General features: G+C 75.0%; 13 protein-coding genes and 1 pseudogene. 11 read left to right on the top strand and 3 right to left on the bottom strand.

Annotated features, from left to right (window positions below; all coding sequences use genetic code 11):
• Nucleotides 1–141: 141 nt before the first annotated feature.
• On the bottom strand, nt 142–1,878 hold the full coding sequence (locus tag ABZ495_RS24070) for an amidase (RefSeq protein ID WP_359837965.1): 1,737 nt from the start codon (nt 1,876–1,878) through the stop codon (nt 142–144).
• Between the two features lie 144 nt (nt 1,879–2,022).
• Here ABZ495_RS24070 and ABZ495_RS24065 point away from each other — a divergent pair, with 144 nt between their 5' ends.
• From ABZ495_RS24065 to ABZ495_RS24020, 10 genes and pseudogenes are all read left to right on the top strand, one after another.
• Nucleotides 2,023–2,748 carry a TetR/AcrR family transcriptional regulator gene (locus ABZ495_RS24065; protein WP_359837963.1) on the top strand — a complete coding sequence of 242 codons (726 nt, stop codon included), beginning with the start codon at nt 2,023–2,025 and terminating at the stop codon, nt 2,746–2,748.
• A gap of 250 nt (nt 2,749–2,998) precedes the next feature.
• Nucleotides 2,999–3,559, top strand: a complete 561-nt coding sequence (locus ABZ495_RS24060; RefSeq protein WP_359811403.1) for an RNA polymerase sigma factor — start codon at nt 2,999–3,001, stop codon at nt 3,557–3,559.
• The gene (locus tag ABZ495_RS24055) at nt 3,556–4,380 is read left to right on the top strand and encodes a zf-HC2 domain-containing protein (protein WP_359837961.1); all 825 of its coding nucleotides are present in this window, start codon (nt 3,556–3,558) and stop codon (nt 4,378–4,380) included. The genes ABZ495_RS24060 and ABZ495_RS24055 overlap by 4 nt, the downstream gene beginning before the upstream one ends.
• A gap of 32 nt (nt 4,381–4,412) precedes the next feature.
• Nucleotides 4,413–5,222, top strand: coding sequence for an ABC transporter ATP-binding protein (locus ABZ495_RS24050; protein WP_359811398.1), 810 nt, complete (start codon nt 4,413–4,415; stop codon nt 5,220–5,222).
• Nucleotides 5,219–6,619, top strand: a complete 1,401-nt coding sequence (locus tag ABZ495_RS24045) for a hypothetical protein (protein ID WP_359811396.1) — start codon at nt 5,219–5,221, stop codon at nt 6,617–6,619. Before ABZ495_RS24050 ends, ABZ495_RS24045 begins: the two co-directional genes overlap by 4 nt.
• Complete coding sequence (locus ABZ495_RS24040) at nt 6,616–7,188, top strand: hypothetical protein (RefSeq protein WP_359811395.1); 573 nt, start codon at nt 6,616–6,618, stop codon at nt 7,186–7,188. The genes ABZ495_RS24045 and ABZ495_RS24040 overlap by 4 nt, the downstream gene beginning before the upstream one ends.
• Nucleotides 7,189–7,542: 354 nt before the next feature.
• Nucleotides 7,543–8,850, top strand: a complete 1,308-nt coding sequence (locus ABZ495_RS24035; RefSeq protein ID WP_359837959.1) for a discoidin domain-containing protein — start codon at nt 7,543–7,545, stop codon at nt 8,848–8,850.
• 2 nt (nt 8,851–8,852) lie between these two features.
• Nucleotides 8,853–10,130: an MFS transporter gene (locus ABZ495_RS24030; protein ID WP_359838010.1), complete on the top strand. Its 1,278-nt coding sequence runs from the start codon at nt 8,853–8,855 to the stop codon at nt 10,128–10,130.
• The gene (locus tag ABZ495_RS24025) at nt 10,127–11,098 is read left to right on the top strand and encodes a hypothetical protein (RefSeq protein ID WP_359811502.1); all 972 of its coding nucleotides are present in this window, start codon (nt 10,127–10,129) and stop codon (nt 11,096–11,098) included. The genes ABZ495_RS24030 and ABZ495_RS24025 overlap by 4 nt, the downstream gene beginning before the upstream one ends.
• Before the next feature lie 46 nt (nt 11,099–11,144).
• A pseudogene (locus ABZ495_RS24020) lies at nt 11,145–11,360 on the top strand (hypothetical protein); the annotation flags it as partial.
• Here ABZ495_RS24020 and ABZ495_RS24015 read toward each other — a convergent pair.
• Nucleotides 11,351–12,511 carry an iron-containing alcohol dehydrogenase gene (locus ABZ495_RS24015; protein ID WP_359811505.1) on the bottom strand — a complete coding sequence of 387 codons (1,161 nt, stop codon included), beginning with the start codon at nt 12,509–12,511 and terminating at the stop codon, nt 11,351–11,353. The pseudogene ABZ495_RS24020 and the gene ABZ495_RS24015 sit on opposite strands and share 10 nt — an antisense overlap.
• 138 nt (nt 12,512–12,649) lie before the next feature.
• Here ABZ495_RS24015 and ABZ495_RS24010 point away from each other — a divergent pair, with 138 nt between their 5' ends.
• On the top strand, nt 12,650–13,660 hold the full coding sequence (locus ABZ495_RS24010; RefSeq protein ID WP_359837958.1) for a LysR family transcriptional regulator: 1,011 nt from the start codon (nt 12,650–12,652) through the stop codon (nt 13,658–13,660).
• Nucleotides 13,661–13,667: 7 nt separating this feature from the next.
• Here ABZ495_RS24010 and ABZ495_RS24005 read toward each other — a convergent pair whose 3' ends face one another.
• Nucleotides 13,668–14,759, bottom strand: coding sequence for a methyltransferase (locus ABZ495_RS24005; RefSeq protein WP_359837956.1), 1,092 nt, complete (start codon nt 14,757–14,759; stop codon nt 13,668–13,670).
• Nucleotides 14,760–14,761 lie beyond the last annotated feature (2 nt).

Below are 14,761 nucleotides of genomic sequence, written 5' to 3'. Positions count from 1 at the left end.
ATCGATCGGGACACATTCGGACGTCGGCGGACATGTCGGGCGGCGCGCCCTCGCGTCCCGCGCCAGCGGCGGGGGCGGAGCGGGGAGACCCCCGCCCCCGCCCCGCCCCCGCCCCGCCCCGCCCCGCCCCGCCCCGCCCCGTCACTCGGCGGGCAGTCGAGGGGTGCGCGGCGGTTCCGTGCGGCGGGGGGCCGTCGCCTCGAAGGCGGCGCCGAGGGTCAGGAGCGCGTTGTCGTCGTAGGCGCGGCCGGCGAAGGTGAGGCCGACGGGCATGCCGGTGTCGGTCATGGTGCCCATGGGCACGGTCACCGTGGGGATGCCGAGGTGGCGGGGGACCAGGTTGCCGTTGGCGACCCAGACGCCGTTGCGCCAGCCGAGGTCGGCGGACGCCTCGGAGACGTCCATGTCGGCGGGGCCGACATCCGCGACCGCGGGGAACACGACGGCGTCCAGGCGCAGTTCGTCCATCCACTCCTCCAGGTCGACCCGGCGGGTCTCCTCCAGTCCGCGCAGGCCCGCTTCGAGGTGCGGCATGTCGGTGAAGGAGGCGTACGGGCGCTCGCGGACGAAGCGCGGGTAGTCGCCGATCGAGTCGTCGAAGCCGGCGTAGCGGTCGGGGAGTTCGCCCTGCCGCTTGGGCCAGATGCGGTCGCCGTCGACCTCGGCCAGGGTGGCGAGCGCGGGGTCGGCGTTGGCGCGCAGGAAGTCGTCCCACGCCCAGGCGGAGAGGTCCTCGATCTCGACGGTGAGGTAGTCACGGCCGACCAGGCCGCGGGTGAGCAGCGAGGGTGTGCCGGGGCGGTCGGACTCGTAGTTCGACACGACGGGGAAGTCGACCTCGACGACCTCGGCGCCGGCGGCCTCCAGGTCGCGGCGTGCGGCTTCCCACAGGGCGATCACCGAGGGGCGGGTGTCGATCCGCTGTCCGGTCTGGCCGCCGATGCCGCCCTCGGGGTTCGTCCCGGCCTCGGGGTCGGCGTTGATGTACATCCTGGGCACGCCGACGCGCTTGCCGGCGAGCGCGGCGCGCGCCGCCCCGGCGTCGGCGGGGGCGAGGGCCGGGTAGGAGGCGGGCCGCACCCGGGAGGCGGCGGGCAGCGGCACCCACGGCTGGGCGCGCCACAGGTCGCCGCGGGTCTCCGGGTCGTCGGCGACGATGACGTCGAGCAGCTCGAACAGGTCGGCCATGGTGCGGGTGTGCGGGACCACGACGTCCATGGTCGGCACGAGCGGCCAGTTGCCGCGCACCGAGATCACGCCGCGGCTGGGCGTGTAGGCGCACAGCGCGTTGTTGGAGGCGGGGGCCCGGCCCGAGGACCAGGTCTCCTCGCCGAGGCCGAACGCGCCGAACGACGCGGCGGTCGCGGTGCCGGAGCCGTTGGAGGAGCCGGAGCCGTAGGCGCTGGTGAGCCAGTCGGCGCTGTACGGGCTCTCCGCGCGGCCGTAGACGCCGCGCTGCATGCCGCCGTTCGCCATCGGCGGCATGTTGGTCAGGCCGATGAGGACGGCCCCGCCCGCGCGCAGCCGCTCGATGGCGAAGGCGTCGCGCTGGGCGACGAGGTGCTCGAAGGCCGGCGAGCCGGCGGCGGCCGTCAGCCCCTTCGCGAGGTAGCTGTCCTTCGCGGTGTACGGGATGCCGTCCAGCGGGCCGAGCGTCTCGCCGCGCGCGCGGCGTGCGTCGGAGGCCTCGGCCTCGGCGCGGGCGTCCGGGTTCATCACGACCATCGCGTTGAGGGCGGTGGCGGTGCCGGGCCGGTCGTACGCGTCGATCCGTGCGAGGTAGGCGTCGAGCAGCTCGACCGCGGTGGTCCGGCCCTTCTCCAGTGCCTCGCGCAGGTCGGCGATACAGGTCTCCACAACGTCGAATCCGCGCGTCATGCGGGTGCCTCCTGGGTGGGGGTCGGGCAGGTGGATCGCCGGGCGGCGGGCCGGTCGCGCGTACGCGGCCGCCACGCCTCCGGCGCACTGACTAGAATTTCAGTCTAGACTACGGATCTAGACCCCCAGGATCGAGGTGCGGCCATGTCGACGCGAGAGACCGAGCCGGTGGCGGGCGCCGCGCAGGGTGCCGATGCGGGCGGCGCGTCGGGCGCTGGGACGGGCCCTGAACCGGGCGCCGCTCCCCGGCCCGCCCCGACCGCGGTCGACCGGAAGCGCCAGCCCAGCGGCGACGAGGCGCGGGGGCGGGCGATGCGGGCCGCCATCAGCGTCATCGCCGAGAAGGGCACCGCGGCCGTGCGGATGTCGGACATCGCCGCGGGGGCCGGCATGAGCACCGGGCACATCCTCTACCACTTCGGCAAGAAGGACCGGCTGCTGCTGGAGGTCCTCGCGTGGAGCGAGGCGGACCTCGGCTCCCGGTTCGAGCGGGCCGCGGACGAGGCCGCGTCCCCCGCCGAGAAACTGGCGCTGTTCGTCCGCTACTACCTGCCCCGCCACCCGGGCGACGAACGCTACGCGCTGTGGACGCAGGTGCTGGCCCAGTGTCACGACGACGCCGGCCGGCAGGTCCTCACCGACCTGTCCGACGTCTGGGAGGAGCGGCTGGAGGCCGTCCTCCGGGAGGGGCGGGCGCTGGGGCAGTTCGCCGACGTGGACCCTACCGAGTTCGTCATCAGGGCGGTGGCCATGCTCAACGGGCTCTCCGGGGACGTGATGTTCGGGCGGGCCCGTTGGCAGCACGCCTCCGCGCACGCCTTCGCCCTGGCCGCGCTCGAACGCGAACTGCGGCCGGCCGGCCGGGCCTGAGGACGCGCCCCGCTGCCGTCGCACGGGTCCGGCGGGCCGAGGGCCACCGCGTGCGGCGCGAGGACCGGCGACGACCGGCGGGGGCCGGCCGGCGCGGCCTGACCGGCCGGCGCGCGAGGGCGCTCCCGACGGGACGGGGCCCGGCGGGCGCCCCCACGGCGGCCGGAGCGGATCCCGCACCCCGCGCCGGACTGTGACGCAGGTCACGGCGGAGGTAGAACCTGACCGCGGCTCCGGGCGTCTGGCTGGTGTGAGATCACGTAGGAGAGCACTGGACGGCCTGGACGAGGAACGCCTCGTCAAGCTGGTGGCCCGAGGGGACCGCGCGGCCTTCGACGAGCTGTACCGGCGCACGTCGCCGTGGCTGGCGGTGCGGCTGCGCCGCCGCTGCGCGGACGAGCAGATCGTCGCCGAGGTCATGCAGGAGACCTATCTCGCCGTGTGGCGTGCGGCCGGCGCGTTCGCCGGGAGCGCGGTCGGCGGGACGGCCGTCGGATGGCTGTGGACGATCGCGGCGCGCCGCCTCGTCGACGCGTTCCGGCGCCGGGCCCACCATGCCGAACCGCCGGTCGCCGCCGCCGAGCGGGCGGCGGTGCCCGCGGCGGAGGAGGAGGCGCTCGCCGGGACCGTCGGCGGGGACGTCGGCGACGCCCTGCGGCGGCTGGCGCCGGAACTCCGCGAGGTACTGCAGGCCACGGTGCTCGACGGGTTCTCCGTCCGGGAGACCGCCGTGCTGCTCAGACTGCCCGAGGGCACGGTCAAGACCCGCGCCCGTCGGGCCCGGATCGCGATGCGGGAGGCACTGGCATGAGCGGGGAACACGCGTCGACGCGGTTGATCGACGACTACGCGCGCGGTGACGCGGCGATGGCCGCGGACACGGTCTGGGCGTTGGAGGCCCACCTGGAGGCGTGCGCGCCGTGCCGGAGCCGGCTGGCGGCCTCGGTGGCCACCGGGGCGCCCGCCGTCGCCGCACTCGTCGACACCGTCCGGACCGCCCTGGAGCCGCGGTTGGACGCGGCCGGCCCGGTCCCCGCGCGGCGGCTGCGCCCCGGACGGATCTCGGCCTGGGTGACGCCGGCCGCGGCCCCGTGGCTGGCCATGGCCGTCGCCGTCACCCTGATCGCCCTCCTGCTGGACGCGGTCGCGTCGCCCGGGTTCGTCGGCGACGCCCCGCTGGTCCTGCTGATCGCGCCCGTGCTGCCGATGTGCGGTGTGGCCGCGTCGTGGTCGCGGAGCGTGGACCCGGCGCACGAACTGACGGCCTCTACCGCCCGGGCCGGCCTGCCCCTGCTCCTCAGGCGCACCACGGCGGCCCTCCTGGTGATCCTGCCCGGCCTCCTGGTGGGGGGATGGCTCACCGGAACCATGACGGCCGCGCAGTGGCTGCTGCCCTCGCTGGCGTTCACCTCCACCGCCCTGGCATTGGGCAGCGTGGTCGGCGTGACGCGCGCCGCCGCCGGGCTGGTGGTCGCGTGGGCCGCCGCCGTGACGCTCGCCTGTGCCACCGGGCACCTCCCGCAAGCCCTGCAACTCGCCGTCCGGCCCGACCGGTTGGCCGGCTGGGGCGTGCTCCTTGCCCTCGGCGCCGGCGCCGTGATCGCCCGCCGAAGCGCCTACTCGACACGCTGAACCCCTCGTCGCCCCTGGAAAGGGACCACCGCATGACACCCCTCACGAGCGCGGCCGACACCGCGCCGAAGACCTACGCCTGGGAGATCCGGGCCGACGGGCTGAGCGTCCGCGCCGGACGGAAGAAGCTGGCCGTCGACGGGCTCGACCTCTCCCTGGGCATCGGCGCCCACGGGCTCCTGGGGCCCAACGGAGCGGGGAAGACCACCCTGATCCGGGCGCTGGCCACCGTGCTGCGCCCCGCCGGGGGCGAGCTGGAACTGCTCGGCACCCCGTTGGGCGGGCCGGCCGACCACCGGGCCCTGCGCCGCCGGATCGGGTACCTGCCGCAGGACTTCGGCTACTACAAGCGCTTCACGGTACGTGAGTTCGTGGAGTACATGGCCTGGTTGAAGGAGGTGCCGAAGGCGGACATCCCGGGGGCCGTCCAGCGGGCCGTGGAACGGGTCGGTCTGGCGGACCGCGCCGACCACCGGATGAAGACCCTCTCCGGCGGCATGGTCCGGCGCGCCGGCATCGCCCAGGCCATCGTCAACGACCCCGCGGTGCTGCTGCTGGACGAGCCGACGGCCGGCCTCGACCCGGCGCAGCGGCTGCGCTTCCGCGAGCTGCTCCAGGAGCTGGGCCGCGACACCTGCGTGGTCGTCTCCACCCACCTGGTCGAGGACGTCGCGGCCGCCTGCTCCGACGTCGTGCTCTTCGCCGACGGCCGCCTGGTCTTCCACGGCACGCCGGACGACCTGGCGGCGGCGGGCGGCCCCGAGCACCCGGGCGACAGCCCCCTGGAGCGCGGCTACTCGGCACTGCTCCGCGACTCCGGCCGGCAGGGAGGCACCTGGTGAACGCACGGGTGATGACTACCGAGTGGAAGCGCTCCGCCGCCCCGTGGGCCGGCCTCGTCGTCCTGGGCGGCAGCCTGGCGGTCTTCTGCCTGATCGACGGGATCTGGTGGCGGGGCACCGCCGGGTGGACCGCCCAGTGGACCACGATGGCCATGTGGACCAGGTACCTGCTGGCCCTCTGGTGGCCGCTCGTGGTGGGCCTGGGCGCGGCGTACGGGTTGCGCGACTCCCGCTCGCGGATGACCGAACTGCTGGCGACCACGCCGTTGCCGTCCTGGCGCCGTGCGGCGCTGCCGGCCGGTGCGACGGCGCTCGCGCTGGCGGCGGGCTTCGGCCTCCCGGTCCTCGTGGGCGGGGTCCAGGTAGCGCTCGGCCGGACCACCTACACGCACCTCGGCTGGCTGCCGATCTCGCTCGTGGCGGCACTGGCCCTCGTCGCGGGGGCGGTGTTCGGGATGGGTGTCGCGCGGGCCCTGCCTTCCGTGCTCACCCCGCCGGCCCTGGTGGTGGGCACCCTCCTGCTGGCCGACATCCTGCTGCGGCCCAACCGTGACGGGGCACTGCCGACGAGCATCGCGCCGAACCGGCTCGCCCTGCTGTCCCCGGCGACGGTGGAGCCGCGGGAGATGCTGCTCACCCTGTCCGGCTCCGTGCACCTGGGCCAGACGCTCTGGTTGCTCGGCCTGCTCGCCACCGGCTTCGTCCTGCTGTCGGCCGTGACCCGCCGGGCCCGGCTGCTCGCGGTGGTCCCCGTCGTGGTCGGCGCGGTCCTGGCCCTGCTGGTCCTGCCGGCCACGCCGCGCGACACCTACGTCGTCGACGAGGCCGCCGCCGCCCTGGTCTGCGACGGGCCGGTGTGCGTGACACGGGCGAACCGCTCGCACCTGCCCGAACTCGCGCCGCGCGGCCGGGAGGCGCTGCGGGTGCTGCACGATGTCCTCGGCGACGGCGCCCCGACCTCGGTGCGGGAGGACACCCGGCTGCGCGCGCTCGGCGGCGAACGCCAACTCTCCGGCGACGTGGTGCTGGTCGACTTCGACGAGCGGCTGTTCGTCGAGGCCACGGGTGACGAGCTGACCCGCGCGCTGATCGCCGAGGGGCTGGCCCCGAACTGCTTCCCCCACAACGACCGGGAGGGCGGCGGGATCGGGGGCGTCCCCGCCCAGAGCGTCGCCGTGAGCTGGGCCCTGCGGGATCCGGTGCTCCGGCCGCTGGAGGAGAAGGGCGACGACGCGTACGCGCTCGGGATCTGGGCGCAGGCCGACACCGCCTGGCGGAGCCTGACGGCGGCGCCGCCGGCCGAGCAGCGCGCGCGGATCGCCGGGCTGCGTGCCGGCGCCGTCTCCTGCCTGCGGTACGACGAGCTCTCGGCGCTGGCGGACGGGGTGTCGCGGTGAGGTGGCTGCTCCTCTACACGCGTTCGCGGCAGGTGCCCGGCTCGGCCGCCGCGGTCACGCTCGTCGCGCTGGCGTGGTGGGCCCTCGGCCGGGGCGGCGCGGGCCAGGCCGGTCCGGCGACGGTGATCCTGGTCCTCACGGCGAACGTGGTGGCCGCCTCCGTCGGGCTCGGCGGGCAGGACGTGGTGCTGGAGCGGACGGCGGCGATCCGCTGGCTGCCCCGCCGGGTGGCGCACGTGCTGCTGATCGGCGCGTCCGCCGGTGCGGCGCTGCTGGTGGTCGGGGCGGCGGGCGGGGCGTCCGCGCCCGCCGAGGTGGTCGTCCGGGACAGCGTGGGCCTGGCCGGCCTGGCGGCGCTCGGCGCGGCGCTGTGCGGGGCGTCGTTCGCCTGGACCCTGCCGGCCGGTTGGCTCGCGTTCACCCTCCTCGTACCGCCGGCGGGTGGCACCGCGGGGCAGGTGCTCCACTGGATGGCCGTTCTGCCCGGCACGGCGGCGTCCACCGGGACGGCGTGGGCCCTGTTCGCGACCGGCGCCGCGGCGTACGCGGCCGCAGGTCCGAGGCGGTAGCGGGCACTCCGGCGGTCGGTCGGGGCCGTGGAGGCGGGTCCGGCGAGGCGTTCGGACAGGGCCATGATCCGCTGGGCGGGCGGAAGTTCGGTGGCGCCGAACTATTGGTAGGGAACTTTACTATCCATTAGGCTGTCGGTCGGCGGCTTGGCACGGCACTCCGGCTCGAAGGGGGTGTGACGTGCTCAGCGAGAGCTCTGACCCGGCCGCTGCGGTGGCGCGGTTGCCGCTCGCCCGGTGAGTTCGTGTGCTGTGGACCGGAGTCCAGCTCTCGCCATCTACTCAAGGTCATGGAGTTCAGGGATGCGTCTGGGTGTCTCGGCAAGACCTGTTCGTGTCGGAGTGTTCGCCGCTGTGATCACGTTGCTCGGCGGCCTGGTGCTCGGCTGGTCCGGGCAGGCGGGGGCGGCGGTCGACCCGCTGCTCTCGCAGGGGAAGGCCGCGACGGCCTCCTCCACCGAGGGGTCGTCGTACGCGGCGGGGAAGGCGTTCGACGGGAGTACCTCCACCCGGTGGGCCAGTGTGGAGGGGAAGGACCCGCAGTGGCTGCGGGTCGACCTCGGGGTGGGCGCCAACGTCTCCCGGGTGAAACTGAGTTGGGAGGCCGCCTATGCGAAGGCGTACCGGCTGGAGGTGTCGGCGGACGGGGTGACCTGGACGGCGGTGGCCGAGGAGAAGGCCGGCAACGGCGGGACGGACGACTGGACGGGGCTGGCCGGAAAGGGCCGCTACGTCCGGATGTACGGGACGGCGCGCGGGACGTCGTACGGGTACTCGCTGTTCGAGATGCAGGTGTACGGAGTGCCGGACGGCACCCCGTCGCCGACCGGCACCCCGTCGCCGACCGGTACCGCGCCGGGCGGGGCGTTCACCGTGGTGGCGGCGGGCGACATCGCCGCCCAGTGCACCGCCGCGGACAGCGGCTGCGCGCACCCGAAGACGGCCGCGCTGGCCCAGCAGATCAACCCCAAGTTCTACCTGACGATGGGTGACAGCCAGTACGACGACGCCCGGTTGGCGGACTTCAAGGCCTACTACGACAAGACCTGGGGGGCGTTCAAGGCGAAGACCCACCCGGTGCCGGGCAACCACGAGACCTACGACCCGGCCGGGTCGCTCGCCGGGTACAAGGCGTACTTCGGCAGCATCGCCTACCCGCAGGGGAAGAGCTACTACAGCTTCGACGAGGGCAACTGGCACTTCGTCGCGCTGGACTCCAACGCCTTCGACCAGAGCGCCCAGATCGACTGGCTGAAGGCCGACCTGGCGGCCAACGGGAAGAAGTGCATCGCCGCCTACTGGCACCACCCGCTGTACTCCTCCGGCGGCCACGGCAACGACCCGGTCTCCCGGCCGGTGTGGAAGATCCTCTACGGGGCCAAGGCCGACCTGGTGCTGAACGGGCACGACCACCACTACGAGCGGTTCGCCCCGCAGGACCCGGACGGGAAGGCGACCGCGGACGGGATCGTCGAGATCGTCGGCGGGATGGGCGGCGCCGAGCCCTACCCGATCGAGCAGGTCCAGCCGAACAGCCAGAAGCGGATCAGCGGTGACTACGGCGTGCTGAAGCTGGACTTCACCGACTCCGGCTACGGCTGGAGCTACGTCGGGACGGACGGCCAGGTCAAGGACACCAGCCCGAAGTACAGCTGCCACTGATGATGTACCTCGCCACCACGGGCCGCCGTCCGGACGCGCCGTCCCGCCCCGCCGGGGCGGGACGGCGCGTCCCGGGCACGGTCGTCGCGCTCGGCGCGGTCAGCCTGGTCACCGATGTCTCCTCGGAGATGGTCACCGCCGTGCTGCCGCTCTACCTGGTGCTGGGGCTCGGCCTCTCGCCGCTTCAATTCGGTTTCCTCGACGGGCTGTTCAACGGGGCGACGGCACTGGTCCGGCTGTTCGGCGGCAAGCTCGCCGACCGCGGCGGCGGCCGGCACCGGACGGTCGCCGGGGTCGGCTACCTGCTGTCGGCGCTCTCCCGGCTCGGGCTGCTGCTGGCCGGCGGCGCGGCCGCCGGGATCGCCGCCGCGCTGGCCGCCGACCGGCTCGGCAAGGGCGTGCGGACCGCGCCGCGGGACGCGATGATCTCGCTCAGCGCGCCGCCGGAGGAGCTCGGCCGGGCGTTCGGGGTGCACCGGGCGATGGACACCACGGGGGCGCTGCTCGGCCCCCTGGTCGCGTTCGTGGTGCTGTGGGCGACGGCGGACGCGTACGACGCGGTCTTCGTGGTCAGCTTCGCCACCGGGCTGTTCGGCGTGCTGGTGCTGGTGCTCTTCGTCCCGGCCGGGGCGAGGCCGGCGGCCGGCGTGAAGCCGAGGCCGGCCGGCGGGAAGACCGGCGAGCGCGGCAGGACGGGGAAGAAGCCCAGGGCACTCGGCGACCCGGTGTTCCGGCGGGTCGTCACGGCCGCCGTGCTGCTGGGCGCCGCGACGATCGGCGACTCCTTCCTCTACCTGCTGCTCCAGCGCGGCCTGGACCTGCCGGCCCTGCTCTTCCCGCTGCTGCCGCTCGGCGCCGCGGCGTGCTACCTGCTGCTGGCCGTACCGGCGGGCCGGATCGCGGACCGGTCCGGGCGGCGCACCCCGTTCCTCTGGGGGCACGGTGCGCTGCTCGCGGCCTACCTCGTGGTGATGGCCCCGCCGGGCTGGCCGGCCACCGTGCTCGTCCTGGTCCTCCTGGGCGTCTTCTACGCCGCCACGGACGGTGTGCTGATGGCACTCGCCGGGCCGGTCCTGCCGCTCGACGGCCGGGCGAGCGGGCTCGCGGTGCTGCAGACCGGTCAGGCGCTGGCCCGGCTGGTCGGCGCGGCGGGCTTCGGTGCGGCCTGGACGTGGTGGGGGCCGCGTCCGGCCCTGGCGGCGGCCGCGCTCGCGCTGGCCGCCGCACTCGTCGCGGCACGGCGGATCCTGCCGGAGCGGCCGGAGAGGGAGGTCTCGTGAAAGCGCGTTCGCTGGTGCTGATCACCGCGGCCCTGGTGCTGCTGGGCGGTTCGCTGGGGTACGTCCTGCACGCCAGGGAACGCGGCGGCGGGCAGCGGCTGGTCGCCGCCGCGAGCTCGTTCACCCTGGACGAGCCCGGGCTCTACTACCGGGATTCCGCCACCGGGCGGGTCGCCCGCAGTCCGGGGGTGGCGGACGGCCCGTCCTGCGTCCGCTTCCACGCCGCGGGGGACCGGGCGCTGTGCCTGCGCGCGCTGCCCGGCACCCCGGCCCGGACCCAGGCGGTGGTGTACGACCGGAAGTTCACCGAGCTCCAGTCGGTGACGGTGCCCGGGATCCCGAACCGGGCCCGGGTGTCGGCCTCCGGGCACCTGCTCGCCTGGACCGCCTTCGCGGTGGGGGACTCCTACGCGGCGGGCACCTTCTCCACCCGGACGTCGGTCCTGGACCTGCGTACCGGCTACCTGGTCAAGTCCATCGAGTCCATCCCGCTGACCGTCGACGGCGCCCGCTACCACGCCGCCGACGTCAACTACTGGGGCGTCAGCTTCGCCGCCGACGACAACCGCTTCTACGCCACCGTCTCGACCGGCGGCCGGACCCACCTGGTCGAGGGGGACCTCCGGGCCTGGTCGGCCCGCACCCTGCGGGAGAACGTGGAGTGCCCCTCGCTCTCGCCGGACGGCACCCGGATCGCCTTCAAGAAGAAGGTCTCGACCGACCCGGCGGCGCCCTGGCGGCTCCACGTGCTGGAGCTGGCGGGGATGGGTGAGCACCCGCTGGCCGAGTCGCGCAGCGTGGACGACCAGGCGGTCTGGCTCGACGGGGAGACGCTCGGGTACGCGCTGCCCGGCCAGGGCGGCAAGGGCACCGACGTCTGGAGCGTGCCGGCGGACGGCGGCGGGGCGCCGCGGCTGCTGGTGCCCGGCGGCTCGTCGCCGGTGGCCGTGGCCGCGGCGCCGAACTGACCCGGGGGCCGGCGCCGCGGCCACGGCCGCCCGCGCGCTCGGCGCCGCCGGGCTGCTGCCCCCGCTGGTCGCCCTGCTCGGCGACGACAGCCCGGACGTCCGCGAGGCCGCCGTACGGGTCCTGACCCGGTCCGCCGGTGGCCCGGCGGTCGCCGCGGGCCCGCGGGAACGGCTCGCCGACTCCTACGCGGCCGTGCGGGCCGACGCGCGGCCGGCCCTGCGGCGGGTGAGCCCGGCGGGCGTCGGCGGTGATCAGGCGTAGATCCGGGCGTAGAGCTCCTGGATCTGCTCGGCGGTGGGCACGACGGGGTTGTTGGCGGGGGAGCCCGACCCCAGGGCCTGCTCGGCCATCAGGGGCGTCAGCCGGGCCCACGCGGCCGGGTCGATGCCGTGGGCGCGGGGGGTGGGGACGGCCAGGTCGTGGCAGAGCTCGTGGAGGGCGTCGACGAGCTTGGCGGCGGCCGCGCCCTCGGCGTCCGTCGCGCTCGCGGCGCCCAGGGCCCGGGCGCAGTTGGCGTACCGGCCGGGGGCCGCGGCCACCGAGAAGGCGGTCACCGCGGGGAACAGCATCGCGTTCGACAGGCCGTGGGCGACGTGGAAGTGGGCGCCGATCGGACGGCTCATGCCGTGCACGAGGGCGACGCTGGAGTTCGAGAAGGCCATCCCGGCCTGGGTCGCGGCGAGCATCATGGCCTCGCGCGCCACGGCGTCCGAACCGTCCGCGTAGACGCGGCGCAGATGGCGGCCGATGGTGGCGATCGCGGTGAGGGCCAGACCGTCGGAGAAGGCGTTGGCCTTGCGGCTGACGTACGCCTCGACGGCATGGGTGAGGGCGTCGACGCCGGTGTCGGCGGTCAGCCGGGGCGGCATCGACAGGGTCAGGTCCGCGTCGACGACGGCGGCGATCGGCTGGAACGCCGGGCCCAGGCAGAGCATCTTCTCGTCCGTGCCGCTGTCGGTGATGACGGTGACCTGGGTCGCCTCCGAGCCGCTGCCGGCGGTGGTGGGGACGGCGATCACCGGGAGCGCCGGCCCGTGGTTGACGCGCGGCGCCTTGTAGTCGCGCATCCGACCGCCCTGGACGCCCAGCAGGGCGAGCGCCTTGGCGCTGTCCATCGGGCTGCCGCCGCCGAACCCGATGACCGAGTCCGCCCGGTGCCCGTGCAGCGCCTCCAGGCCCGCGGCCAGCGAGTCGGTGGTCGGGTCGGGCACGGTGCCGGCGAACAGCCGAGGGCTCAGCCCGGCCCGGACCAGTGTCGCGGTCACCCGCTCCGCCGCGCCGGTCCCGACCAGGAACGCGTCGGTGACGAGCAGGGGCCGGCTCAGCCCCAGTCCGGCGACGACGTCGCCCAGTTCCTCGACGGCGCCGCGGCCGACGCGCACGATCCGGGGCAGGGACAGGCCGGCGACCATGGGGGACCCTCTCGACGCGGGGAGGAACGGCGGCCGGGTGCGCCGGCCGACGGTGCCCCGACTCTGCCGCCCCCGAGTCGTGCGCTCAAGCACCAATCGTGCAGACGGGGTGTGCGCGAATGCAGATACGCTGCCCCGGTGCCCTCCCGTACCCGCCCGGTCGGCGACGACCCGGAGCCGCCGCCGCGGCCGGAGCACGGCGGTCCCGACCCGCGCGCACTCCGCGCGGACGACCTGCGGTACCTGCTCGCCGTCGCCCGCACGGGCCGGCTGGTCAGCGCGGCCGACGCGCTCGGCGTGGACCACACCACGGTGTCCCGCCGGATCACCGCGCTGGAGAAGAGCCTCGGGGTACGGCTGATCGAACGTGGCACGGAGGGCTGGGGCCTGACCGACGCCGGCCGGTCCGTCGCGGACAGCGCCCGCGCGATCGAGGACGCCCTCGTCCGGGTCGTCGACGCGGTCTCCGGTCAGGACGCGCCGTCCCTGCACGGCACCGTCCGGGTGAGCGCCCCGGACGGCTTCGGCACCGTCTTCGCCACCCCGGCACTGGCCCGGGTACGCCGGCGCCACCCCCGACTGCGCGTCGAACTCATCACGGCCACGCGGCAGTTGAATCTGCGCCCGGCCGGCTTCGACCTCGCCCTGGCGATCGGCCGGCCACCGCGCAGCCGCCTGGTGACCGAGCACCTGACCGACTACGCGCTGGGCCTGTACGCCGCCGACGAATACCTCGCGCGGTGCGGCCCGCCCGGCTCGGTCGCCGAGCTGCGGGAGCATCCGCTGATCTTCTACATCGACTCGATGCTCCAGGTCGGCGACCTCGACATCGAACGCCATCTGCCGGGCGTCACACCCGCGTTCTCCTCCACCAACGTCTTCGCCCAGGTCGAGGCCACCCGACTCGGCGCCGGGATCGGCGTGTTGCCGGCCTTCCTCGCCGAACGGGCCCTGCTGCGAAGGCTGTTGCCGGACGAGGTCGACATCCGGCTGCCGATCACGCTGGCCGTACGGCGCGAGGCTGTGACCCACCCCGCCGTCCGGGTCGTCCGTGACGCCCTCCACCACGAGGTCGCCCACCGCACCGTCGAGCTCCTCCCCGCCGACTCGACCCGGGAGCCGGGACCACCACCTTCGAGCAGTACATGATGATCCGTCAGGCCGGAACGGCCTCGACCACGGAAAGGACGGTGGGGGTGGGGAGGACGCGGGAGAGGCGTAGGCCGGCGCGGTCGAAGAGGGCGGCGAAGTCCGCCTCGGTGCGTTCGCGGCCGGTGAGGGAGGCCATCATCATCAGGTCCAGGGTCTTGGACTGGTGCGGGGCGTTGCCCCGGGGGACCACCGCGTCCAGCACCAGGACGCGGCCGCCCGGGTGGAGCGAGCGGCGGCAGCTGGTCAGCAGGGTCACGCAGGTCTCGTCGTCCCAGTCGTGCGTGATGCGCTTGAGCAGGTGGATGTCGCCGGGCGGTGCGGACGCGAAGAAGTCGCCCTCCGCGAGGGTCCAGCGGCCCGCGATCTCCTTGTCGGTGTCGAGGCGATGGCCGGCCAGGACGTGGGCGCGGTCGTAGAGGACGCCCGCCACGCCCGGGTTGCGGCGCAGCACCTCCAGCAGCAGGCCGCCGTGGCCGCCGCCGACGTCCACGACGGTGCCGGTCTCCGGGAAGTCGTAGGCCGCCGCGATGACCGCGTTCTCGGCGTCGGACATCGCCGCCATGCCGCCGTGGAAGACGGCGGCGGTCCGCGCGTCCTGGGCGAACCAGTCGAAGAACGGCATGCCGAAGATGGCCTCGAACGACGCGGTGCCCTCGCTCAGGCAGCTCGTCAGCTCGCCGGCCGGCTGCCACATGGTGCGGTCGGTGAGCATCTGGACGGCCGTCCGGGCCGAGCAGGGGACGTCGCTGCGCAGCGCCTGCCCGGCGTCGGTCAGCGTGAACCGGCCCGCGTCGTCCTCCGCCACCACGCCCCGGGTGGCGAGCAGGCGCAGCACCCGGTGCAGGCTGCGGGCGTCCAGGCCGGTCGTGGTGGCGAGTTCGGCGGGCGTGCGGGGGCCGTCCGCGAGGTGGTCGGCCACGCCGACGTCGGCGGCGGCGCGGAGGGCGGCGGGGAAGAGGAAGCCGAGGGCCTCGTCGATGAGGAAGGCCGAGGAACGGCGGTAGCGGGCCTCGGGATCGGCCGCGCCGCCGGGCTCGGCGACGGTGTCACCCGCCGCCGTCCGCGCGTCGAAGTGCTTGGCCTCGTCCTGGCGCATGC

This window comes from Kitasatospora sp. NPDC005748 (genome assembly GCF_040630735.1).
Classification (GTDB): domain Bacteria; phylum Actinomycetota; class Actinomycetes; order Streptomycetales; family Streptomycetaceae; genus Kitasatospora.
This window is presented reverse-complemented; position numbering and strand designations above follow the sequence as displayed.